Annotated in this window: 17 protein-coding genes and 1 tRNA gene; 3 read left to right on the forward strand and 15 right to left on the reverse strand. The window is 43.7% G+C overall.

Translation table 11 applies throughout. The annotated features are described in order from the left end of the window. Positions 1–3: 3 nt before the first annotated feature. From D0C36_RS18335 to D0C36_RS18395, 13 genes are all read right to left on the reverse strand, one after another. Complete coding sequence (locus tag D0C36_RS18335; RefSeq protein WP_117393111.1) at positions 4–2,289, reverse strand: GH92 family glycosyl hydrolase; 2,286 nt, start codon at positions 2,287–2,289, stop codon at positions 4–6. Between the two features lie 83 nt (positions 2,290–2,372). Beyond that, positions 2,373–3,869: a RagB/SusD family nutrient uptake outer membrane protein gene (locus D0C36_RS18340; RefSeq protein WP_117393112.1), complete on the reverse strand. Its 1,497-nt coding sequence runs from the start codon at positions 3,867–3,869 to the stop codon at positions 2,373–2,375. Positions 3,870–3,895: 26 nt separating this feature from the next. Further along, entirely contained in the window at positions 3,896–7,288 is a 3,393-nt protein-coding gene (locus tag D0C36_RS18345; RefSeq protein WP_117393113.1) for a TonB-dependent receptor, read from the reverse strand. A gap of 232 nt (positions 7,289–7,520) precedes the next feature. Further along, the gene (locus tag D0C36_RS18350; RefSeq protein WP_147322038.1) at positions 7,521–8,729 is read right to left on the reverse strand and encodes a FecR family protein; all 1,209 of its coding nucleotides are present in this window, start codon (positions 8,727–8,729) and stop codon (positions 7,521–7,523) included. An 83-nt stretch (positions 8,730–8,812) separates the two neighbouring features. Then, a complete protein-coding gene (locus D0C36_RS18355) occupies positions 8,813–9,391 on the reverse strand; it encodes an RNA polymerase sigma factor (protein WP_117393115.1) in 579 nt (192 codons plus the stop codon). Between the two features lie 170 nt (positions 9,392–9,561). Beyond that, positions 9,562–10,584, reverse strand: coding sequence for a Holliday junction branch migration DNA helicase RuvB (ruvB, locus tag D0C36_RS18360; RefSeq protein ID WP_117393116.1), 1,023 nt, complete (start codon positions 10,582–10,584; stop codon positions 9,562–9,564). Positions 10,585–10,713: 129 nt separating this feature from the next. Continuing rightward, positions 10,714–11,445 (reverse strand): polyprenol monophosphomannose synthase, encoded by a 732-nt coding sequence (locus tag D0C36_RS18365; RefSeq protein WP_117393117.1) that lies wholly within the window; start codon positions 11,443–11,445, stop codon positions 10,714–10,716. A 114-nt stretch (positions 11,446–11,559) separates the two neighbouring features. Next, positions 11,560–13,056 (reverse strand): POT family MFS transporter, encoded by a 1,497-nt coding sequence (locus D0C36_RS18370; protein ID WP_117393118.1) that lies wholly within the window; start codon positions 13,054–13,056, stop codon positions 11,560–11,562. A 111-nt stretch (positions 13,057–13,167) separates the two neighbouring features. After that, positions 13,168–14,094, reverse strand: coding sequence for a hypothetical protein (locus D0C36_RS18375; protein WP_117393119.1), 927 nt, complete (start codon positions 14,092–14,094; stop codon positions 13,168–13,170). A 60-nt stretch (positions 14,095–14,154) separates the two neighbouring features. Then, the gene (locus D0C36_RS18380) at positions 14,155–15,333 is read right to left on the reverse strand and encodes an acetyl-CoA C-acyltransferase (protein ID WP_117393120.1); all 1,179 of its coding nucleotides are present in this window, start codon (positions 15,331–15,333) and stop codon (positions 14,155–14,157) included. Positions 15,334–15,404: 71 nt separating this feature from the next. Further along, positions 15,405–15,575: an Arc family DNA binding domain-containing protein gene (locus tag D0C36_RS18385; protein WP_117393121.1), complete on the reverse strand. Its 171-nt coding sequence runs from the start codon at positions 15,573–15,575 to the stop codon at positions 15,405–15,407. 5 nt (positions 15,576–15,580) lie between these two features. Further along, positions 15,581–16,111, reverse strand: coding sequence for a hypothetical protein (locus D0C36_RS18390; RefSeq protein WP_117393122.1), 531 nt, complete (start codon positions 16,109–16,111; stop codon positions 15,581–15,583). A 6-nt stretch (positions 16,112–16,117) separates the two neighbouring features. Further along, positions 16,118–16,978: an SPFH domain-containing protein gene (locus D0C36_RS18395; protein WP_117393123.1), complete on the reverse strand. Its 861-nt coding sequence runs from the start codon at positions 16,976–16,978 to the stop codon at positions 16,118–16,120. Between the two features lie 113 nt (positions 16,979–17,091). Between D0C36_RS18395 and D0C36_RS18400 the strand changes: the two genes are divergently transcribed. The 3 genes from D0C36_RS18400 to D0C36_RS18410 all read left to right on the forward strand — a co-directional run bounded on the left by D0C36_RS18400 (position 17,092) and on the right by D0C36_RS18410 (position 20,444). Continuing rightward, a complete protein-coding gene (locus D0C36_RS18400; protein WP_117393124.1) occupies positions 17,092–19,158 on the forward strand; it encodes an HD family phosphohydrolase in 2,067 nt (688 codons plus the stop codon). An 84-nt stretch (positions 19,159–19,242) separates the two neighbouring features. Beyond that, a tRNA-Ser gene (locus tag D0C36_RS18405) sits at positions 19,243–19,329 on the forward strand. A 311-nt stretch (positions 19,330–19,640) separates the two neighbouring features. Further along, positions 19,641–20,444, forward strand: a complete 804-nt coding sequence (locus tag D0C36_RS18410) for a hypothetical protein (RefSeq protein WP_117393125.1) — start codon at positions 19,641–19,643, stop codon at positions 20,442–20,444. 64 nt (positions 20,445–20,508) lie between these two features. Here the strand turns inward: D0C36_RS18410 and D0C36_RS18415 are convergent, their stop codons facing one another. Both D0C36_RS18415 and D0C36_RS24705 read right to left on the reverse strand, forming a co-directional pair. After that, a complete protein-coding gene (locus D0C36_RS18415) occupies positions 20,509–21,333 on the reverse strand; it encodes an alpha/beta fold hydrolase (RefSeq protein WP_199502057.1) in 825 nt (274 codons plus the stop codon). A 173-nt stretch (positions 21,334–21,506) separates the two neighbouring features. Further along, positions 21,507–24,140: a sigma 54-interacting transcriptional regulator gene (locus D0C36_RS24705; RefSeq protein WP_199502058.1), complete on the reverse strand. Its 2,634-nt coding sequence runs from the start codon at positions 24,138–24,140 to the stop codon at positions 21,507–21,509. Positions 24,141–24,181 lie beyond the last annotated feature (41 nt).

Genomic DNA, 24,181 nt, shown 5'->3' on the forward strand with positions numbered 1-24,181 from the left:
CAATTATTTTTTATCTGTTGATAATGAATAAGGTACATCAGCCGCTTTTGAGCCCCTTACTTTGTTTGGCGTAGCCGACATATTGAAGTTTAATACTTCGCCTTGTTGCAATGCTTTGTGGCTTAACCAGTTGTTGGTATAAGGCTTGCCATTTACGGTTAATGACGTTACGTACCTGTTATCGGCGCTGTTGTTGGCCGCATTAATAGTAACAGTTTTACCGTTCTCGAGTTTTAAAGTGATCTTTTTGAATAGCGGAGCACCTAAAACGTACTGGTCTGTAGCCGGGGTAACGGGGTAGAAACCCATTGCCGAGAAAACATACCATGCAGATGTTTGGCCATTATCCTCATCGCCACAGTAGCCATCAGGCGTAGCCTTATACATTTTGTCCATTACATCGCGTACGTGCAGCTGGGTTTTCCATGGTTCGCCCGCGTAGTTGTACAGGTAAATCATGTGCTGTATAGGCTGGTTGCCATGTGCATACTGGCCCATGCCGGCAATCTGCATCTCGCGGATCTCGTGTATCACTTCGCCGTAGTAGCTATCATCAAATACCGGCGGCATGGTAAATACCGAATCCAGTTTTGCGTTAAAGTTTTGCTTGCCACCCATCAGGTCTATTAAGCCTTGTACATCCTGGAAAACACTCCAGGTGTAGTGCCAGCTGTTACCTTCGGTAAAGGCATCGCCCCATTTTGTTGGGCTAAATGGCGACTGAAACTGGCCATCCTTGTTCTTACCACGCATAAAACGCGTTGATGGGTCAAACAGGTTTTTGTAGTTCATGGCGCGTTTTTTATAGATATCTATCTCAGATGCCGGGCGACCAAGCGCTTTACCTAACTGGTAAATAGTAAAATCGTCATAAGCGTACTCAAGGGTACGCGCAGCATTCTCGTTTATCTTAACATCATAAGGTACGTAACCTAATTTGTTGTAATACTCTACACCCTCGCGGCCTGTAGCTGCAGGGCCCGCGTTGTTAGCGCCATGCAATAAAGCCTGGTACAGGGTATTGATATCATAACCGCGGCCACCTTTAATGTATGCATCAGACACTACCGAGGCCGAGTTGTTACCTATCATTACGGCAGAGTAGCCCGGGCTGCTCCATTCAGGCAACCAGCCACCTTCTTTGTAATCATTTATTAAGCCCTGCTGCATTTCTTTGTTGATAGATGGGTATACAAGGTTTAAGAATGGATACAAAGCACGGAAGGTATCCCAGAAACCGGTGCCGGCAAATTTATAGCCCGGTAGTATCTCGCCGTTTTGAGCACTCCAGTGTACCGGGTTACCTTTTGCATCCAGCTCGTACATTTTGTTAGGGAAGAACAGCATGCGGTACAAACAAGAGTAAAATGTACGGATCTGATCTACCGAACCACCCTCAACCGACAAACGGCTTAAAGTATTGTTCCAGGTGGCTTTTGCTTTTTGCTTGGTAGCATCAAAGCTATCGTTGGCCAGTTCGCGTTTTAGGTTTAGTTCAGCTTGCTCTTCGCTGATGAAAGATGAAGCTACACGCAGGTTAACTTTTTCGCCTTTTGCAGTTTTAAAGCCTATAACAGCCATTACATGCTTGTCCTTAAGCTCTGTACCATCTTTAAGCACGCTATCTGCATAAACCTGTGAGGTAGTAATGGCTTTATCAACGTAGATAACAAAGTAGTTTTTAAAGTTCTTAAGCGGGCCGCGGGCATATTTGGTTGAGTAGCCAACTATCTTCCTCTCGTTAGGCAATACTTTAATGTATGAGCCACGGTCAAAAGCATCTACTACGATGTATGAGCTATCCGTTTTAGGGTAAGTGAACCTGAACTGTGCAGCACGCTCAGTAGAGGTGATCTCTGTAGTTACATCGTGGTCTGCAAGGTAAACGCTGTAGTAGTAAGGTTTTGATACCTCTGCTTTGTGCGAGAACCAGCTTTCGCGGCCTTTTTGGGTAACTTTAAGTTTGCCTGTTAGGGGCATAATAGCAAACTGGCCATAATCATTCATCCATGGCGATGGCTGGTGAGTTTGCTTAAAGCCATTTATTTTGTACGAGTCATAAGTATACTGCCAGCCGTCGCCCATTTTACCGGTTTGCGGTGTCCAGAAATTCATGCCCCATGGTACGGCAACAGCAGGGTAGGTGTTACCGTTACTCAGATCGTATTTTGATTGTGTACCCATTAATGGGTTTATCCACTCTACCGGGTCTGTTATTTTGCCTACTTGCTGGGCAAAAGTTTGTGCGGTAAAAAAGAGTGAACTTAAAAAGAGTAGTCCTTTTTTCATTAGTTGAGTTATAGCTAAATGTAAACGGCTGTAAATATAAAAGACCGGCTGTTAAAGCCGGTCTTTTATATTGTAATTTTTACTTACCAACCTGTGTTTTGTTTCAACTTGGTGTTGGTGTTTATCTCGCGTTGCGGTATTGGCCACAAGTAATACTTAGTGGTCATGGTTACGCCCTGCTCGTTAGCAGTTGATGTAGCCTCACCAAATTTGTTGTTTTTAACATCATATATCTGGTGAGTACGCTGTATGTCAAAGTAAGCTTTGTTTTCATAAGCTAACTCGTGATAACGCTCTTTCCAGATAGCTGCGCGGAAAGTTTCTTTAGTTAAGCCACTTAAAGGTGCAAGGTTAGCACGTGCCCTTATAGGGGTTAATGCATCATAAGCTGCCTGGGTTGGGCCGTTAACCTCGTTGCTTGCCTCGGCATAAATTAATTGTGCCTCAGGTAAGCGTAATAGCGTCCAGTTCTCATCACACTGGCCATTTACTAAACTTTCTTTGTGAAAGTATTTGTAAAGCGCGTGTGCACCAAAGTTGATGGTAGTACCCGGGTTTGTGTACGAGTCGTATTTTGAGAAGAAGAATTGTTGCTCTTCTGCACGCTTGTCGCCGGCTTCGTAGCTGTTATAAAACTCATCGGTTGGTATCAAAGCGCCAAAACGGTCGTGGTATGAGCCTACATCAAGACCGTAAGGGATAATAAGTGCCGAAATAGAATTGGTAGCCACGCCTAACAGGTACTGGTTTTGCAATATCAGCTCACCCTGGTTTTTGTGTTGGTTATCATGCAGGTAGTCATAGCTATCAAACAAAGTGTATTTGTTTAATACTTTAGCTGCTTCGGTAACCGCTTTAGCATAGTTCTCTGTTTTTTGCAGCGGGTAACCGGCAGTGGTTAAATAAACGCTTGCTAACAAAGTGTTAACTGCACCTAACGATACTTTACCTGTCTGGTCGGTTTCGGCAAGGCCCGATGCTTGTGCAGTGATAAGGTCTGCAATAATAACATCGTACACATCTGCCTGTGCCGTACGCTCCGGGTAAAGCTGAGGGCTATTGGCATCAACAGGTTCGGTTATCAAAGGCACATCGCCATATAACCTTACCAGGTGGTAATAGAAAAATGCACGCAGGAAATATACCTCGCCCAAAAGTGATTTTTTGGCAGCATCCGTCATTGAAGGGATGGTAGGTATTTTCTGGATAGCAAGGTTAGCTTCGCTGATACCCAGGTAGCTTTGGCGCCAGATGGTATTAAACGACGGGTTATTAGCATCCGTACGTTCAAATATTACGTTGTTGTTATTTTGGCTCTGGCCCAAAGTGGTACCGTGGCCGGCAAGCAACTCTAACGTTATCCAGGGGTTTTCGCCATAAGCGTCGCCACTTTGAAACATGTATAACGAGGTGTAAATACCGTTAACAAAGTTGCGTGCCTGTGTTTCAGTTTTAAAATACTCGTCTTGTCCGATGCCGTGTTTTATATTCTCTTCGAGATATTTTTTACAGCCCACCTGTGTTAGCGATAAGCCAACAATAAGGATACAGGCTGCGTATTGTTTTATTTTGAATTTCATGGTACTTAATCTTATTGAATTTTAGATTAGAAGTTTACACTTGCGCCAAGTACAAAGGTTCTTGGTTTTGGATAATCAAAAAACTGGATACCCTGTGCAAAGGCATCGCCGTAAGTAGTGGTTTCCGGATCGTAACCAGGGTACTTGGTGATAATAAACAGGTTTTGTGCCTGTGCATATACACGTAAACGGTTCAGTTTAATGCGTTTTACCATCTCAGTAGGGAAGGTATAACCAAGGCTTACACTTTTGCCACGGATAAATGAACCATCCTGTACTTTGGTTGAATAGATACCGGTATCATAACGTACATAAGATGGTCTTACTTCGGCAATGCTGGTATTTTGGTTATTAGGTGTCCACGCGTTTAAAACGGTAGCGTAGCTGTTTGCCTGGCCGGTACGGTCTTGTGCCGAGTGCTGGGTAAGGTTCATTACATCGTTACCATATACAAATTGTAACTCAACACCAAGGTCCCAGCCTTTGTATGCAAAGTTGTTGCTGAAGGTACCGTAACCATCAGGGGTTGATTTACCTAAAACAACGTTATCCTGTGAATTGATCTGGTGGTCGCCATTCACATCAAGGAATTTAAGGTCGCCCGGTAGCTTACCAAATTTAGCAGCTTCTGTAGCTTCTGATGTTCCCCATGTGCCCAATACTTTCTGGCCGTAGAATGTGCCTACCGGCAAACCTACACGTAACAGGTTGAAGTCGGTAAGGAAGCTTGGTGAGGTGTAGATATCATCATTAGCTTTACCCAATGCCAGGATCTTGTTTTTGATCAATGAGATATTGAAGCTACTTGTCCAGGTAAAATTATCGGTTTTGATGTTCACCGTGTTTAAGGTTAACTCTAAACCTTTGTTTGATACCTGGCCAACGTTGCTGGTAAGGGTTGTATAGCCAGAGCTATATGGCAGCGGTGCGTTTAACAATAACGCTTTGGTTTTTTTGTAAAAAACGTCAGCCTCAAGGTTAACTCTGTTGTTGAATAAACCTAAAGAGAAACCAAGATCTGTTTCGGCAGTTTTTTCCCATGAAAGGTTAGGGTTGGCAATGTTGTCAAGCGTTATACCGTTTGCCCTGTTACCACCAAATACATACGGAGAAGATTGAAGGGTTGCCAATGAGCTGTAATAGCCTATATCTGAGTTACCGGTTAAACCGTAGCTGAAACGGAATTTAAGGTCAGAAATGGTTTTGTTATCTTTCAGGAAATCTTCCTGAGATGCGCGCCATGCTAATGCCGCTGACGGGAAGAAACCGTACGGATTATTACGGCCAACGCGCGATGAACCATCGTAGCGGCCTGTAACAGTTAACAAGTACTTTTCGTTGTAGTTATAGTTAGCACGTGCAAAGAATGATTGCATTTGAAACTGATTGTAATCAGAACCGGGTGGTTGTGGTTCGCTACCTGCACCAAGGTTGTAGTACTCAAACAGGTCATCGGCAATGTTTTTTGCAGCAGCATTAAATTGGAACGCATCGTAATGTTGTCTTTCGAAACCTGCAACTACATTCAGTTTATGAACTTTATTAAAAGTACGATCAAACGTTAAGTAGTTTTGCCATTGCCAGTAATTATTGTTGTACTGGTAAACTTCGGCATACGGCCTAAAGTTATCAGATAAGCTAACCAATCCGCTTGAGAAGTAAGGATTAGTGTTGTTTGAGATGGTAGCACCAAAAACACTTTTAAAGGTTAAGCCCTCAATAAACTTGATCTCGGCATAACCGTTACCACTAAAAACTCTGTTTTGCTGTAAACGGCGGTCTTCATTAGTTAAAGCAACCGGGTTGTCGCCGCTTTCCATATCAGGGTAATCCTGGCGAATACCGTATTTGCCATCAGGGTAAGTGATAGGTACGATAGGAATCATCTCTATCATCATACGCGGTATATTATTACCGCCTGTGTTACCGTCATTGAAACGGGCACTGGTATTGTTGTAGTTTAAGGTAGTACCAATTTTTAACCATGGTTTTACCTGGTTATCTAAAGCCAAACGTACGTTGTAGCGTTTAGAGTAACTGTTGCGGATAATACCTTCATCATCGGTATAGTTCATAAATAAACCGTAGTTCAGTTTATCAGTACCACCGGTTACAGATAGGTTATGGTTTTGGCTGTAAGCTGTGCGGGTTGTTGCATCTTGCCAATCGGTATCATACAGCGGGTTAAGGTTAGAGTCAAATAATTTACCTATTAAAGCCGTACGTTTTATTTTAGGATCTTTATCAGCATATTTACCTGCAGCCCAGCCGGTAGGATCATATTTCTGGATGTTTTGATAAGCAAGGTCTTCAATAGCTAAAAACTCTTTTGAATTTAATACATCAAGCTTTTTGGCCATTTTGCTCATGCTTACATAAGCATCATAGCTAACAGTGGCTTCGCGGTTTTTAGCACCACGTTTAGTGGTAACCAAAATTACACCGTTAGCACCACGTGTACCGTAAATAGCGGTTGATGATGCATCTTTCAATACGTCGATTGATTCAACATCGTTAGGGTTGATGGAGTTACCACCTTCAGTCCAAACTACACCATCTACTACATAAAGCGGGTTGCCGTTTGTGTTTAATGATGCATAACCACGTATACGCACGCTGGTGTTACCACCCGGGCGGCCCGAGTTTGTTGATACGTTAACACCGGCAATTTTACCCGCAAGTTCTTGCTCAAGGTTAGTTTGCGGGCGCTCTTGTAAGGTTTTTGAGCTTACGCTACCCACAGCACCGGTTAAATCAACACGTTTTTGTGTACCGTAACCAACAACCACTACTTCTTGTAATGATTTTGATTCTTCGGCCATGGTTACGTTAAGTGTAGTTTGGCCGCCAATGGCTACTTCTTTGGTAGTAAAGCCCAGAAAACTGAACACTAATGTGCCATTAGCATCAGGCACGCTAAGTTTAAATTTACCGTTAACATCAGTAGTAGTACCAATGTCTGTACCTTTAAGTTTAACGTTAACGCCGGGCAGCGGGCCTTTGGCATCGCTTACTGTACCGGTAATGTCAACAGCCTTAATTTCTGCCACAGGAGCGCTTTCATCGCGTTTTTTAACTACGATGGTCTCCTGGAAAATTTTGTAGGTAAGCGGTTGTTCGTTAAACGCTTTGTTAAGCGCCTGGTCAATACTTACGTTGTCTACATCGATATTGATATTGCCGGCTTTTGCAACATCTTTTTTATCATACATAAAATGGTATCCTGTTTGCTTCTCTATCAAACGAAGGATCTTCTCAACCGAAGCGTTCTTTTGGCGCAGTGATACAGTTTGGCTGTATGTTTTTGCGCTAACGTTGGTTAGGGCTGCGATTATTAAAATGGCAGTGAGTTTCATGACCAATAATACTTTGGACAGTTTAGGCCACGCCATAGGCACGGCCTTAGAATTAAAATTCATAAGTTTGTGTGTTTGGGTTAAACATAAAGTTCAATTCGTCGATTGCGATGGAGTGGGGAACCCAGGCATCTATGCCGGGAAGTGGGTCGAAACACTTTCCGGTTTTTTTATGCCCTGCAACTGAGCCCCGACAGGATCAGTTGTTGCCCTTTACCTGCTAACTTGCGGAGCGTATTTCTTTCATCATAAGTGGTTTTTGAGTGTGTTGATTACTATTTGGTTTGATTTTTTGCTAATTCACTATAATGTTATTGCCCTTTATACTGATGTCTACGCCTGTATATTTGAGCATATTAAGCAGTTCAGAGGCTTTTACATTTCTTGATAGGCGGCCGTTAAATTCTTTATCAGGTATTTGATGCAGGTACTTAACATCCACATCATACCATCGCGCTGCCTGGCGTAGTATAACATCAATTTTTGCGTCCTTAAACTGGAAGATGCCGTTTTTCCAGGCTATCTCATCGTCAAGGTCTACATCATTCAGTACCTTATTTTTTCCATTGTTATTTATCTGGGCCTGTTGCCCCGGTATCAGCTTCGCGCTGAAGGTTCCGCTGTTGATTTTCACAGCGCCCTCAAGCAGGGTGGTTTTCATTACCTGCTCGTCATCATAGGCCATTACGTTGAAGTGCGTACCCAATACTTCTATCTCCGCACGATGTGTGTTAACCCTGAAAGGCATGTTCTTGTTTTTGGTAACTTCAAAATAAACTTCGCCGGTGATGCTTATTTGGCGGTTTTTGCCGGTAAAACGTGTTGGGAATGTGATAGATGATGCCGAATTTAGCCAAGCCTGTGTACCATCGGGCAAAGCCACCTGGTACTGGCCTCCGCGGGGGGTGGTTATGGTGTTTATTACCGGTGCGGTATTGCCGTTATCTAAAGCCGCTGTGTTATAGATGATATGGCCGTCGGCTGCTTTTTTTATGAGAGTGTTACCTTGCTCGGCAATGGTGCCGTCTGCAGCATCATCAAGCACTATAGTTTTTCCGTTGGCCAGGGTAAGGGTTGCTTTGTTACCGCCGGGCAGCGCATCATTGGCAGGTTTTTGCTTTTTTACGGCTATTACCGCCGGCGTAGTATTTATTTTTTTATGCTGATATAAAGCTATCCCGGTTATCAGTAAAATAGCAGCTGCCGAAAGTATTGGGAACCAACCCCTGAACTTTTTGCGGATAGGAGATGTTGGTACCTCTTTTTCGGCACGAAGGATGTTTTGTAACATACGTTCGGCTTTAACATTGCCAAATATGTCTTCGTTGGTATCCAGGTCGTCCCATGAGCGTTTAATGAGTGCAGACAGTTCATCGTCGCGTTCGCCGGCTTCTATCACAGCAAACAACTCCGCGCGCTCTTGCGGCGTAGCAGTTTTATTGTAATAGCGTTCAAAAAGGTATTGCAACCTCAGCCTCGATGTACTCATTAAAAGTTTTTTCAATAATTGGTAGTGTAAAAAGCGGGGCGCTTTTATTGTAAGACACAAGTTGAGGCAAAAAAGGGGGTATAGCTTTTAAACTTTTTTTAAAAAAGCAAGCAGGCCAGCGCTATCAGCGCCGAAATATTGCCATAGCGTTGTACAAATAAGGTAATGGAATGTGTAGCGCCCTGCAGATATTTCTTTACGGTTTCGCGCGAGAGGCCCATTTGGGCGGCTATCTCATCGTACTTTAAACGGTTGTGGCGGCTAAGCAGGTAAACTTTTTGTTGCTGTGGCGGCAGGTGATCAATTGCCATATCCAGCAGCTGGTAATAATCGTTTGCGGGTGCCGCTTCCTCCGGTATTAACTCAACCACATTATCCTCAAGGCTTATCTGGTTAATACGCTCTTTGGCCAGTTTACGCAAACAGTTTAACGCGTGGTTTTTGGAAATGACAAACAGATAAGCTTTGAAATTTTCTACCGATGCCAGGGCTTCGCGGTTAAGCCATATCTTCATGAAAACATCCTGAACAACTTCTTCGGCCAGTTCAGCAGATTCAGTAATACGAAAGATGTGGATGCCTAATGGCCTGTTATACGCAGAGAAAAGAGCGCTAAACGCATGCTCGTTACCACGAGACACTTCTGAAAGAAGTTCTTTTTCGTTGCTTAGCGTCATGAATACAGGTAGAATAGGAGAGCCAAATAATTAAATAAAAGTCACAAAAGCAATTTAATTATGCTTAAATGTTAAAAATTTATCGCTTTGCGTAAATTTTACACTTTTGTAACCTGTTGATTAATAATTATTTATAGTAAGATAACGCGGTGTGTAGAAAATGGTTTGTTTTAAAACAGGGAAGGAGTACCGCCCGGCTTTATCCGGCCCAGGTGGCGATAAGCACTCTCGGTAACCTCGCGGCCACGGGCAGTGCGCATAAGGAAACCTTCCTGTATCAGGAATGGTTCGTAAACCTCTTCAATAGTCCCTTCGTCTTCGCCAACGGCGGTGGCAATGGTTTTTAGTCCTACAGGGCCGCCTTTAAATTTATCAATAATGGTGGCCAGGATCTTGTTATCCATTTCGTCAAGGCCGTGCTCATCAACATTAAGGGCGTTAAGGGCGTATTGCGCAATTTCGGTATCAATTTTACCGTTGCCTTTTATCTGGGCAAAATCGCGGGTGCGGCGCAACAGGGCGTTGGCAATACGCGGGGTACCACGACTGCGGCGGGCAATTTCATAAGCGCCTTCGTCTGTTATCGGCGTGCGCAGGATAGATGCCGAACGTAGCACAATAGTGGTTAGCAGCTTGGCATCATAGTACTCTAAACGGCTGTTTATACCGAATCTTGCCCGCAATGGGGCCGTCAATAAACCGGAACGGGTAGTGGCACCAACCAGTGTGAACGGATTAAGCGAGATTTGCACCGAGCGCGCGTTAGGGCCGCTCTCCAGCATAATATCTATCTTAAAATCTTCCATGGCCGAGTATAAATACTCCTCAACCAGTGGACTTAAGCGATGTATCTCGTCAATAAAAAGGATGTCGCCAGTCTCGAGGTTGGTGAGCAGGCCGGCAAGATCGCCGGGTTTGTCTAATACCGGGCCAGAGGTAATTTTGATACCCACGCCCATCTCATTGGCAATAATGTGCGAGAGGGTAGTTTTGCCCAATCCCGGCGGGCCGTGCAGCAGCACATGGTCTAAAGCTTCGCCGCGTAAGCGGGCCGCCTGCACAAAGATCCTCAGGTTAGCCAGTATACTGTGCTGACCGGTAAAGTCCTCAAACGCAGCCGGGCGTAATACTTTTTCAATATCACGGTCGGTAGGAGTAAGGCGTTCGCCATCGGGATCAAGATGCTCGTTCATTGTGGTAAAATTAGAAATTTTATCGTGAGGTGAAAGGTAAAAGGCGAAAGGTAAAAGGTTGTTTCTAAATTTTTAGGACATTTAAAAAAGCATCTTTAGCCTTTTACCCTTAACCTTTTACCTCCAAGATCACCCTTCAGGATACTTCCTGAAAATGCTGTTGATCTTCATTTGTATCACCCCGAAGAAAGCTTCTTTGAATATGCCTGACGACATTTTTGAGGTGCCGGCGGTACGGTCGGTGAATATGATGGGTACTTCAACCAGTTTAAAGTTGTGTTTAATGGTGGTGTACTTCATCTCTATCTGGAAGGCGTAGCCCACAAACTTTATCTTATCAAGGTTAAGTGTTTCCAGTACTTTGCGCTTGTAGCACATGAAACCTGCGGTAGCATCCTGCACATCTATACCGGTAATAAATCGCACATAAACCGATGCGAAAAAGCTCATCAGTACGCGGCTCATGGGCCAGTTAACTACGTTTACGCCTTTTATGTATCTTGAGCCGATAGCTGCATCAGCACCCTCAATACATGCATCGCGCAGGCGAAGCAGGTCATCAGGATTGTGCGAGAAATCGGCATCCATCTCAAAAATAAAATCGTAATGGTGCGCTACGGCCCATTTAAAACCGTGGATATATGCCGTACCTAAACCTTGCTTACCCGCTCGTTCTTCGATATGTAAACGCTCAGGAAATTCGGTTTGCAGGCCTTTTACAATGTTTGCTGTACCATCGGGCGACCCATCATCAATAATGAGCAGGTGAAAATCATGCGGAAGGCTAAACACTTTGCGGATCATCCGCTCAATATTCTCCTTCTCGTTATAGGTAGGGATTATAACGATACTATCTGGCACAGTAACTTCTTTTTTTAATTAAATGCGGGCGCTAAATTAGTTGATTTTGCCCCTGCTTTATAAAATAAAAGCAGGGATTGTTTAACGTTCCTGCTTTTCAAATTAATATGTTGTTTACAAACTATTTGTGTTGGCGGCTACTTCGCCGTCAATAACAGGGTCTGTAATGTAGTTGCGCTCTTTCATACGTGGTGATACGATAAAGAAGATTACCACGAATACCAAAATAAAACCTACAAAGAACCACTCGTAGTTGGCGCCTTTAAGCGCTGTGGCCCACCAGCCACCACCTTCAATCAGCCCGTTAACCACCGCGGTGATAAGGTTGCCGAATGATACCACCAGGAACCAAATACCAGTCATGGTGCTCTTCATCGATTTTGGCGAGTGCGTGTAAGCATATTCTAAACCGGTAATAGATACCAATACCTCGGCTGCCGATAATACCAGGAAAGCCAATACCTGCCACCATATAGACGGTGAACCGCCATGATCTAAACTGGTATGTATAACGCCGATAATTACGAAAGATAAAGCGGTTAATACCAAACCAGTACCCAACCTGCGCAGCGGAGTGGTTTTAATGCCGCGTTTATCAAACCATGGATATATCACATAGTTAAACAGCGGGATAAACATCAACAGGAATATAGTATTAAAGGTTGAAAGCTGGCCCGGATATATGGTGAATTTGGCAAAACCTACATTAACCACGCGATCCATTTTCTCAGCATATAAGGTCCACTCAGATAAGCATTGATCCCAAACTGCCCAAAAGGCAAGAGCGAAGAAGAACACCATCATTACGCGGTAAACGGCTTTAACACCTTCCACACGTTCAGGATCGAAATTTTGCTTTGCTACATCAAGGAATGCCTCGCCTTTTTTGCGCTGGCTGCCATGGGTAAGCGCATACCAGGTAATGAATACCAGATTGTTACGATTTACACCCTGCGGCGGTACTTTAACGTATTTTTTGCGGCCGCTAAAGAAGATGATAGTAGCCAAAGCCATCAGGATACCGGGGATACCGAACGCCCATTTTGGCCCGAAGTGTTCATAAGTCCATGGGATAGCCACGGTTGAGATCATAGAGCCGGCATTGATGCTGAAATAGAACCAGCCGTAAACTTTTGATAACAAATCCTGGTTGGTTGCATCAAACTGGTCGCCAACGTTGGCAGATACACATGATTTTATACCGCCGGCGCCAATTGCTACAACAAGCAAGCCTAACTCAAAGCCACTAAGGCCGCCATCAAACGTGGCCAGCATTACGTGGCCTATACAATAAATGATAGATACGTATAATATCAGCTTGTATTTACCGGTAAACCAGTCGGCAATCATACCACCTACAAAGGGCAGGGCATAGGCCACCATCACAAATAGGTGGTGCAGTTTGTTGGCATGAGCATTAGCCTGGTCTGTTAAAGCCGGGTTATCTGTAGGGTTAAAGAATTGATTTACTAAAAACAGGGTAAGTACTGAGCGCATTCCGTAAAAGCTGAAACGTTCTGCAGCTTCGTTACCAATAATGTACGGTACGCTCTTCGGAAATCGGGACTTTGGTTTTACTGATGTAATAACCGGATCTTGGGTTTCTTGCATTATGTTTAAATATCGGGGGCTAAAATAGGATAAATAAAATTAACCGAAATTTTATATCGAAAGTATTACAGTTTAACACTGTATTGTTTGGTTAAATATAGGGTAAAGTATTTAATTGCGTTTGCGTACCGGAACTGCTTTTTTATCTGCACGTGATTGGATCTTGGGGTCAACAAAACCATCATCGGCAGGCTGCGGAATGTTGCGCATATCCAGGTTCTCAACAAATTGCCACTGGCCATTTCTTAAGCGGTAACCATCGTAAGAAAGATCGGGGCCAAAGGTCTCGGGCCTGTCTTTCATTTTATCATCAGGCGGGGCAAGGTGGTCAAAAACGATCAGGTCCTGATCGGGCACATGGCGTAACAGCATCGATGCCTGGCGGGTATATTCAAATATTATACGTTTGGCATTCTGCCTGTTTTTATCACCAGAGAACGCCGGCATTCCGAATACCGGTTTGTCATCCCTGTCAAAAGATAATATTTCTATTACTTTCTTGGTCGATCTTACATTATTGCCTTTCCAGCCCAGTAGCACATAATACGGTCTGGATGCCGACACCCGTACCACTTTGTAATACTGCGCACCATACCATTTGCGGTTATCGGTAACAGTATCTTGCGGGCTTTTGATAAGAGGGGTGTAGTCTTCAAGTGGATGCATTAACAGGCGGTCGCCGGTATTCATTTGGATAGTGCCGTAATAGCGGTAGCTACCATCCTGGTTCATTACCGGCCAGGTAAAGATCCTGAAACGGTTATCAGGCGCGTTTAAGATGCTTACTGTTTTTAACGAATCAAACGGGAAGTTAAATGAATGCGGAACTTTTAACGCCATCACCAACGTACGGATGAATTTGTAGTTGGCATTTTTGCGCTCCATATCAACGGTATCGTTAATAAACTTTTTGCCCAGGATGCGCAGGCTATCCTGGTACATACGCAGGTTTTTGAGGTTAGTTACCTCATCAGAATGCTGCGCAAAAGCAGTGTTTAATCCGCAAAAAAGGATAAGCGCTATGAAGAAACCTTTCATTAAAATTTAAATGATATCTATTAACGAAAAACAGCCTGCAAAATTATAGCAATTTGCCGTTTACGCAAGGTTTTCTATTACCAATGCGCTTGCGCCGCCGCCGCCGTTACAAATGCCTGCTGCGCCGTACTTGCCATTGTTCTGTTGCAGTACGTTTATAAGCGTAACTATAATGCGCGCACCCGATGCACCCAGCGGATGGCCGATAGCTACCGCACCACCATTAACATTCACTTTTGCAGGATCGAGGCCCAGTATTTTGTTGTTAGCAACCGATACTACCGAGAAAGCTTCGTTTATCTCATAAAAATCTATTTGATCTGCCGACAGGCCACCTTTATGCAAAGCCAGCGGAATAGCTTTTGAAGGTGCTGTTGTAAATTGCTCTGGTGCCTGTTGCGCATCGGCAAATGATACAATTTTAGCCAGCGGCTTTATGCCCATGGCCTCAGCCTTTTCTTTGCTCATTAGTACTAAAGCAGCTGCGCCATCATTTAAGGTTGACGCATTGGCTGCGGTAACCGTTCCGTCCTTTTTAAACACAGGTTTAAGCGATGGGATCTTATCAAATTTAACGGTGGCAGGTTCTTCGTCCTCAGCAAATAAAGTAATATCGCCTTTTCTGTCTTTCAGTTCAACAGGGCTTATCTCGTTCTTAAATTTACCATCAGCCTGAGATTGCTGTGCGCGTTTGTATGATTCAATGGCAAAGGCATCCTGGTCTTCGCGGGTAACGTTGCAATCAACGGCGCAAAGCTCGGCAGCAGAACCCATGTGGAAATCGTTGTAAACATCCCAAAGGCCATCTTTAACCAAACCATCGGTTATTTGTCCGTGGCCTAAACGGTAGCCGTTACGGGCTTTATCCAGGTAATAAGGTACGTTGCTCATGCTCTCGAAACCACCGGCTACAATCACATCATTATCGCCGTTGGCAATGCTTTGGGCAGCCAGCATAATGGCTTTCATACCCGATGCGCATACTTTATTTATGGTAGTAGCAGGCATGTGGGGCAAACCGGCAAATATGGCGGCTTGAGTTGCAGGCGCCTGACCCAAATTGGCTGATAGGACGTTGCCCATGTAAACTTCCTGTATGTCGGCAGGTTGCAAGCCGGCCTTTTCCACTGCCGATTTGATAGCGATGGCGCCTAATTGTGTAGCTGATAATGATGCTAAACTGCCGCCAAAACTGCCGATAGGTGTGCGGGTAGCTGATACGATATATACTTCTTTCATGATAGAAACAGCGATGTTATAATGGTTATAAGCAAAGTTAGGATTTTTAAATTACTATGCATGCATAATAACTACTCAGTGTCCTTCTTTTTCTTCGCGTTCTTTTTACGCGCCTTTAGCGCTTCCTGCAGCAGGAACTCTATCTGCCCGTTGGTGCTGCGAAATTCATCGGCAGCCCAAAGCTCAACTTCTTTAAGCATATCGGGATTAATGCGTAAAACAAATGCTTTTTTCTCTGCCATATCAATTAACTCGCTGCTGCCGCCTGTTGTTGCCTGTATAATATAAAATGTACGCCTATCATGGTCAGCACCGCCACATCTGGTTTGCCTTGCTGGTAATTGTCTGCCGCAAAACTTACCGTAAATGGCTTTTTAATACCCCATGCAATCTGCTTAACATCAAGGATGTCGCCATAAGCATTGCTGGTTAAAGTATAAGCACGGCTGAATAGTTTCTTAAACAGATATATAGCTTCAAAACCGTTATTCATTTTTAATTCCACATCGCGTTTCCAGGCCGATGGCTGCAATTCGCCGATGGTCTCGTCCTCACCGCGGTTAAACATCAGCGTACGGCTTATTAATGATTTACGTTTAATGGTGAATGTGTCTGCCGCGCTATCAATAATGGCATAACGTTTAAACGTGCCTTTATAGCTGAGGCGGGCGTAGATAAACTGCCCGTCGCTTAGTTCATAATAGGGCCGCCACCAGCCAATGCGGGTAACAAACATTTCGCTGGTGCGTGCGCTACCAAAATCTCTGAAATCATTCATGGTCTATTAATGATAAAGCGTGCCGGTGTTTACAATCGGGTTAACGCTTTTATCGCCACAAAGTACAACCAGCAGGTTGCTCACCATGGCAGCTTTGCGCTCTTCATCCAGCTCAATAATATTTTTCTCTTCCATTTTTTGCAGGGCCATCTCTACCATACCTACGGCACCTTCTACGATCAGTTTACGTGCCGATATAATGGCCGCTGCCTGCTGGCGCTGTAACATGGCATGGGCTATCTCCGGCGCATAAGCCAAGTGAGAGATGCGGGCTTCAAGTACGATGATACCTGCGCGTTCCAAGCGCTCGTTTAATTCTGTCTCCAGCATGGCACTTACCTGTTCGGCACCACCGCGCAGGGTAATGCTGGCGGTGTCATCCTCGTCGATGTGATCATAAGGAAAAGTATTAGCCAGATGGCGTACGGCGGCCTCGCTTTGGATATTTACGTATTGGATATAATTCTCAACCGCGAAAACCGCTTTGGCGGTATCTTTTATCTGCCATACAATAACAGCTGCTATTTCAATAGGGTTACCGGCGCTGTCGTTCACTTTTAATTGCTGGCCGTTAAGGTTAAATGCTTTTAATGATACTTTCTTTTTAACAGTGAAAGGGTTTACCCAAAAAAAGCCGTCTTGTTTAACTGTGCCGGTGTATTTACCAAAAAGGGTAAGCACTTTTGAATCATTAGGGTTTACAATGGTAAGGCCCGGCAGTATCAGGAAATAGTTAATTACACATATAATAGCGCCTATAACGTGCTGCTCGGCCCAAAAGCAAAATGCGGCAACGCCGGTTAACAATAGTACTAAAACAAAGGCTAAATAGCCCGATGGTGCTGTGATAACTCGTTCAGTGTTCATGGTTTTTGTAGATTTAAAATGATATCATAAAGATATCAACTTTGTTTTGATAAAAGCAAGAACAATTACGTAAAACAGAAACTTATGCTAATTTTGGTTGGTTAAACGGATATATGGCAAAACTTACAACATCCCGACAGAAGGCTTTACTACGCAAGTATGCGCTAAATGTTAAGTATTTAATGATGTTGGCGAGTGTTGCGCTTATTGTTTACACCCTGCCCAAACAGGCCAAATTTGGCTATGAGTTTGAGAAAGGCCGTATCTGGAACCAGCGCGACCTGATATCTCCCTACAACTTTGCCATCCTTAAAACCAATGCCGAAATAGATGCTGATAATAAAGCGGCCCTTGCCACTATTACCCCCGTTTATCAGCGTAATAATGACATAGGTGTACAACAACAGGAAGGCTTCAGGAATGATCTGGAAATAAAATGGCACAATGCCGGCTTTGCCGATAAGCTGAAGATAGTTTACATGCAAACCGGTCTAACTATCCTTAACACGGCTTATGATAGGGGCATCTTAAAGCTTAACTCCAAATATCAGGTTGGCGGCAAGGACTACGGCGTTACCGTTTTAAGCGATAATGTAGCAGCAGACAAAAGCACTGCAGACCTGTTTACACGCGAACGCGCTGTTGAGTATGCCGATGCAGAAATAAGCAAGGTAAAAACACTGGATAAAGCATTTCTGCTCGATCTGGTACAGGAACGCCTGCAGCCTAACTTATCTTTTGATGCCAAGTTAACCGCCCGCCTGGAGCATGATGTAACAGAAAACCTGTCCATCACCCGTGGTATGGTGCAAAAAGGCGAAACCATTATTACTAAAGGCTCGGTTATAAATGATGAAGCTTACCAGAAACTGGCATCGTACAAAAAAGCTTTTGAAGATAACTCACGCAATAATGGTAACCGTGGCTTGGTATTATTAGGCCAGTTTTTGCTGGCGGGCATCACTATATCGCTGTTGATGATATTCCTGTACCTGTTCCGCAGGGATATTTATGAGGATAACCGTTTGGTGAGTTTGATATTGCTGGTTATCACCGCCATGCTGGCCACGTTATCATTAGCTATAAAGCTGGAACTGCCAAACTTTTACTACATACCATATTGTATTGTACCTATCATTATCAGGATATTGTTTGATACGCGTTTGGCACTTAACATACACCTGCTGGTGGTACTGATAGCAGGTTTCTTTGTACCTAACAGTTTTGAGTTTGCCTTTTATGAGATAACTGCCGGTATGGTGTCTATCTACAGTATCAAAAATCTGATCCGCCGCGAGCAGTTCCTGATATCGGCACTCATTATTACTTTCACCTACTTTGTATCCTTTATAGGTATCTCACTTATCCGCGAGGGCTCGTTCCTTACTATTGACTGGGTTGAGTTTATACCGTTTGCCGTAAGCGTGTTGTTAACCCTGCTGGCTTACCCGCTCATCTATTTATTTGAGAAAGTGTTTGCCATTACCTCAGAGCTTACGCTGATAGAACTGACCAACACCAATGCACCATTGCTGCGCGAGATGGCCTTCAGTGCGCCGGGTACTTTCCAACACTCGCTGCAGGTGGCTAACCTTGCCGAGAACGCCATATTTGCCATTGGCGGTAATGCGTTGCTGGTGAGGGCAGGGGCTTTGTACCACGATATTGGTAAAATGGAGAACCCGCTGTTCTTTATCGAGAACCAGATCTCGGGCTTTAACCCGCATGATAAGCTGCCGTATGAGGAGAGTGCCCAGATCATCATCCGCCACGTAAGTAAAGGTATTGAAATGGCCCGCAAAGCCAACCTTCCCGAGATAGTTATCGACTTTATCCGCACGCACCACGGTAACACCAGGGTGGATTATTTTTACCAGTCGTTTTTGAAGAATTTTCCCGAAAAATTCATCAACGAGAACATTTTTCGCTATCCGGGGCCTATTCCGTTCACCAAAGAGGCCGGTGTTTTGATGCTTGCCGACTCGATTGAGGCTGCTTCGCGCTCGTTAAAAGAACCGGACGAAGAATCGATAAGCATACTGGTTGATCGCATTGTGAAATACAAGTTGGATCAAAACCAGTTGAATGACAGTAACATAACTTTGAAAGATCTGGAAACCATAAAACAGATTTTTAAACGAATGCTGATGAGTATTTACCACGTGCGGATTGATTATTAAAAATCTGAGAATTTTTTTTGTCAACATAGTTGAATTACTATATTTGCAGTCCCTGAAAAAAGGGGATGTTTCTTGAAAATCCACGGTGAGGTGCCTGAGAGGCCGAAAGGATCAGTTTGCTAAACTGACGTACGGGAAACTGTACCGAGGGTTCGAATCCCTCCCTCACCGCTGAGAAACATGTCAAATTTAAAAAGCCTCCGAATCGAAAGATCCGGAGGCTTTTTTGCTTTACAGGCATTTCATTTCTATGCGATCCTTCTCAATCTAAGCGAGACACAGTGCATGCTTTTTTGATAACTAACATTACGATTTTTCGGAAATATGATTGCTTGTAAACGAAATACCGAGGTATATCAATAATTCCGGTTCGCAAGTTTCTAAAAATCAGACTCTTTTAACTTGGCCTATCTGTTGCAGCGGGTTTATAATTCGCAATGAATTATGATCAATAGGTAAGTAAAACAAAAAACAAGTTAATTATGCATCCATTCAGAAAAGCAATTATTGACGGTGTTGAACCCGGAGAGTTCAAAAAATTATTTTCGGAAGAAGTTGAATTTTGGGCACCCATGTTAACCAAACCGTTGCACGGGCGCGATTTTGCGGTGACACTCTTAACAAACGCCGGCCATATTTTGGGTAAAGCCATTTACACCAGGGAAGTGAAAGATATTAAACAAACCCTGCTGTTTTGGCACGGTATGGTAGATGGTTATACGCTTGAAGCGGTAACCGTTTTAACAGATGATGATGATACCGGGCTTATAAAACAAGTAAGGGTGTTAATGCGCTCGTGGCCCTTTGTAACCTTATTTGTTGATAAGATGAAAGAGCGGCTGTATGATCTGATACCCGAAGATTATTGGAACCTGCAACCTATGGATGCTAATGCTAAACCACGTGTTCTATCGCCAATAAAGCTGAATGATCTGCCTGTGGCTGATGATCTTGCTCTGCACAGCCCTATATTCAGCAAAACTTTAGAGGGTAAAGAGTGGGTTATAAAAGGGCTTGATGCCGTGCATAAAATTCAGGCACCTTCTTCTTACACGTCTATCATCGCCTCGCCTGATATGAAGATAGAAGTTTTTGATACCGATATTGACGGTAACCCGGCCGAGGGGATATGGGTATCTAAAATAAATAAGTACGGTGAAGTTTATGATCTTACAGTTTACCTGCGCCCATACCCGGCTGTAACTGTGCTGCGCAACAAAGCTAAAGAAGCCAATGACAAAGACCCGGAGCAGCGCGAGAGATTTGAATCGTACTGGGTAATATAAATAAAAGATCCGGTGCACAACCTTAGCTGCAGCACCGGATCGGTTTTGTTTTGGATCGGGGAGTTTAGTTTTTGTCTGTTCCTTTTATCGCTTCGCGGATAACGGCCGCCACCTCTTTAGGTTTTGACATCATTACCACGTGATTGGCATCTATCTCAACTGTTTTTGCATTGGCGCGTTTGGCCATAAAGCGCTCCAGATCCGGATGAACGGTTTTATCGCGTTTAGCAACAACCACCCAGGTTGGTTTGGTTTTCCAGGCAGGGGCGGCACTTTTATCATCAAAGGCTACTGCACCAGCCGGGGTTTGTGTGGCATACATTACCATCTGTTGCGCAGGCGACAAATCTTGAGCAAAGCCTTTTGCCATACCTTCTTTTGAAAGGGTTATAAAGCCATCGTGCGTTACCAGGTAATCATTAAGATGATTGGCCGGGCCTTTTTTTAACAGGATGTTAGGGCTTTCACCTTCATCAGGCATTAGCGCGGCTACATAAACCAGGCCTTTTACTCTTGGCTCATCTGCAAACTGGGTGATCACAAAACCAGCCCATGAGTGACCGATCAATAAAACAGGGCCGGTAGTACGGGCTAACGCCCTTTTTACGGCAGCAATATCATCAGCCAGTGATGATGTTGGATTTTGTGCGGATACAGCTTCGTATCCTTCGCTCTGGAATTGGTGAATTACATCGTTCCAGCAAGAGCCGTCAGCCCATAAGCCGTGAACAAAAACTAAAGTTGGTTTTTCTGCTGTTGTGTTCATAGAGGTGTTTTGTTTGGTAGATCTTTGATGGGGTTTGTTAGCGGTGAATGCCGCGCAAACAATGGCAATTGCAGGTACAATAAGTACCATTGCCCAAATTTTGATGATTGATTTTTTTTTCATTGATGATGTTTTTATGCATAGCTTAAAAACAATGCTGGTGCCATATCGTAAGTGTCAATATGTCAATGAGTTATTGAGTATTGCGGAATTGTATTTACTAAATAAAGTAAAAAAGGCGTGTGGTTTTTCGAAATAGAACAAGTGCTTTAGGGGGCGGATATTAATGCACAAGGTTATCTTGACGACAGCCCTTTGTGGATTTTTAACCGTATCATCTTTGAATTGAGAGTGGTTGATGGTATCCGCAATAGTTCTGCCGCGCCACCTATGCCTGATACTTTTCCGTTGCAGCGTTTCAGTACAGCTATAATGTGTTCGCGTTCTACCTCATCAATCGTTTTTACATAGTCGTCAGGCAGTATGGTGTTGTTCTCCGGGCTATTGTAATTTGGCAGGTATATCTCATTTATAACCGGGCCTTTACTGATCAGTATACTACGTTCAATAAGATGCTCCAACTCGCGCACATTTCCCGGCCAACTATAACTTTCAAGCTGTTTATACGCCTTGGCCGAGAGGCTCATAGGGCCTCTTGTGCCATTACCACCATATTTATGCAAAAAATGCATAGTAAGGCTGGTGATATCTTCTTTACGCTCGCGCAGGGGGGGCAACTGAATAGGGAATACGTTTAGCCTGAAATATAAGTCGCTTCGAAAATTACCTTTAGTTACCTCTTTTGCCAGATCGCGGTTGGTGGCGGCTATTATCCTTACATTGGTTTTTATAACTGTTCTGCCACCAATACGCTCTATCTCTTTCTCCTGTATGGCCCGCAATAGTTTAACTTGAAGATCAAGAGGAAGTTCGCCTATTTCGTCTAAAAATAAAGTGCTGTTATTGGCCAGTTCAAACTTACCGATCCTGCGTTCAATCGCACCGGTAAAGCTGCCCTTTTCATGTCCAAAAAGCTCGCTTTCAATTAAGTTGGCCGGGAGTGTAGCGCAATTAACCTTCACCATTAATTTATTTTTGCGCGGCGAGTCGTTATGTAGCGCCCTTGCAATAAGCTCTTTGCCGGTGCCCGTCTCACCCAAGATCAAAACGGAACTATTAGATTGTGCAACTTGTGTTACCAGATGAAAAATGTTTTTCATGGCCGGGCTGCTGCCAACTATTTCGCTGTAATTATAGGTGGTATGTATCTCTTCCTGTAAATACCGGTTCTCTATTTCCAGTCGCTGCTTAAAATCCGAGATTTCGTTAAGTTGCTTTTCTACTTTTTGCGCTGCAATGTAGTGGGCAATGGCTATACCTATCTGCGATGCAACACCTTCCATTAAACTGTTGTTCACTTCGCCCGAATGAGCCCATAAAATGCCAAAGTTTTTACGCCCTATCCTCAACGGTACGCCTAAAATTTTATCGACACCCATTGATTGCCAGAAGCCCGCGGTAGAGAACGTTATCTTACCCTCTTTAATAATATTGTCTACGTTAAATACAACAGGACCGCGCGAGTTTAAAACCAATTCGCCCAGGGCGCCTTTTAAGTCGAACTTTTTATCCCTTATTTTATCAAAATCAGCGCTATTATCGTACTTTGATCCGGTGTCAATGATGTAATAACTATGGGTTAGCTCATCATCATTAATGATAGAAAGGATATATAGTTCTATGTTAAAAAGGCGTTTTAAACCTTCGCTTATTACAGTTGATAGTCCTTCGCGGTCTCTTACAGTGGCTATGTTGTTACTAAAAGCCAATAACTGCGTCTGTTCATTTTCTCGTTGTGATATTTCATCATTTGCTACAAGGTTGGCTATCGCCGGTGCCATCAGCGCGCATATACCCTGAATTAATTTTAAATTTTGATCGTTTAATAAATGCTTACGTTTTAAGCAAACTACTATTAGCGCTTGGGTGCCAGTATTATAGGGCGTTACTGCGTAAACAACCTCTTTAACGCCCGCTTTATGTTTAAGCTTTAAAAACTGAGGAGCATCCTCATGTGTCAAAAGCTCCTCAAGATCTACCAACAATGGGTAGCCCGATTGTATAGCGAGCTGAGCGACGCCTGTATCAGCGCGATTCTTTTGCAGCATGGCATCTGCAAAGCCGATATTATCTTTAAGATCATCCTCAGGGTCAAATATATACGGGCTATACCAGCGTTTATCGTCACTGATAAGGCATATCATTAGTTGATCTATCGGCAAAAGCTTTTTAAGGTTGTCGTTTATGGCTCTGGCAAGGCCCGTTTTGTTTTTTACAGAAGCAATGGCGTTACTCAGCGCCAATAATGTGGTTTTCTCATATTCGCGTTCCAGCAGTTCCTCGTTAGCCCGGATGTTAATAATAGCGGTCGACAGTGTTGGTGCAATCGCTTCTAATAAGTCAATATCATCTTCAGATATATTGCTTTGCTTGTCAGAAAACAGCACGAATGTTGCGAACAGCTTGCCTTGTGTTTTAAGCGCAAGAACAATGGCTTTCTTAACGCCGTAGGCATACTCAACGGTTATCCAGTCGGGAGCATTGCTCTGTTTGGTTAGTTCATCTAAATTAAAAACAACCGCGTTTTTCACATCGGCTACATGAAGCATTATGGCATCATCAAGAGAATATATTGCATGATTGGACCGGTTGTACATGGCATGACTTTTCCCCGGGGCTTTATTGTCAAATATGTAACCCCGATAAGTTCCCCGCACTAAATCAACCAAATTGAATTTTAAGTGGGTAAAATAGATAAACTGCTGTAGCTGATGCCTCAAAACCTCAAGAAGATCTGCGCCGTTACGCGCGCCGGCAATTTTATCCGAGATATTTAGTAGCAAAGCAATTTTTGATGATGCGTTTTTCATAGCAATGGCATTGGTGAACTTTGAGATATATTTACAACTTC

The sequence above is a fragment of the Mucilaginibacter conchicola genome (assembly GCF_003432115.1).
Lineage (GTDB): Bacteria > Bacteroidota > Bacteroidia > Sphingobacteriales > Sphingobacteriaceae > Mucilaginibacter > Mucilaginibacter conchicola.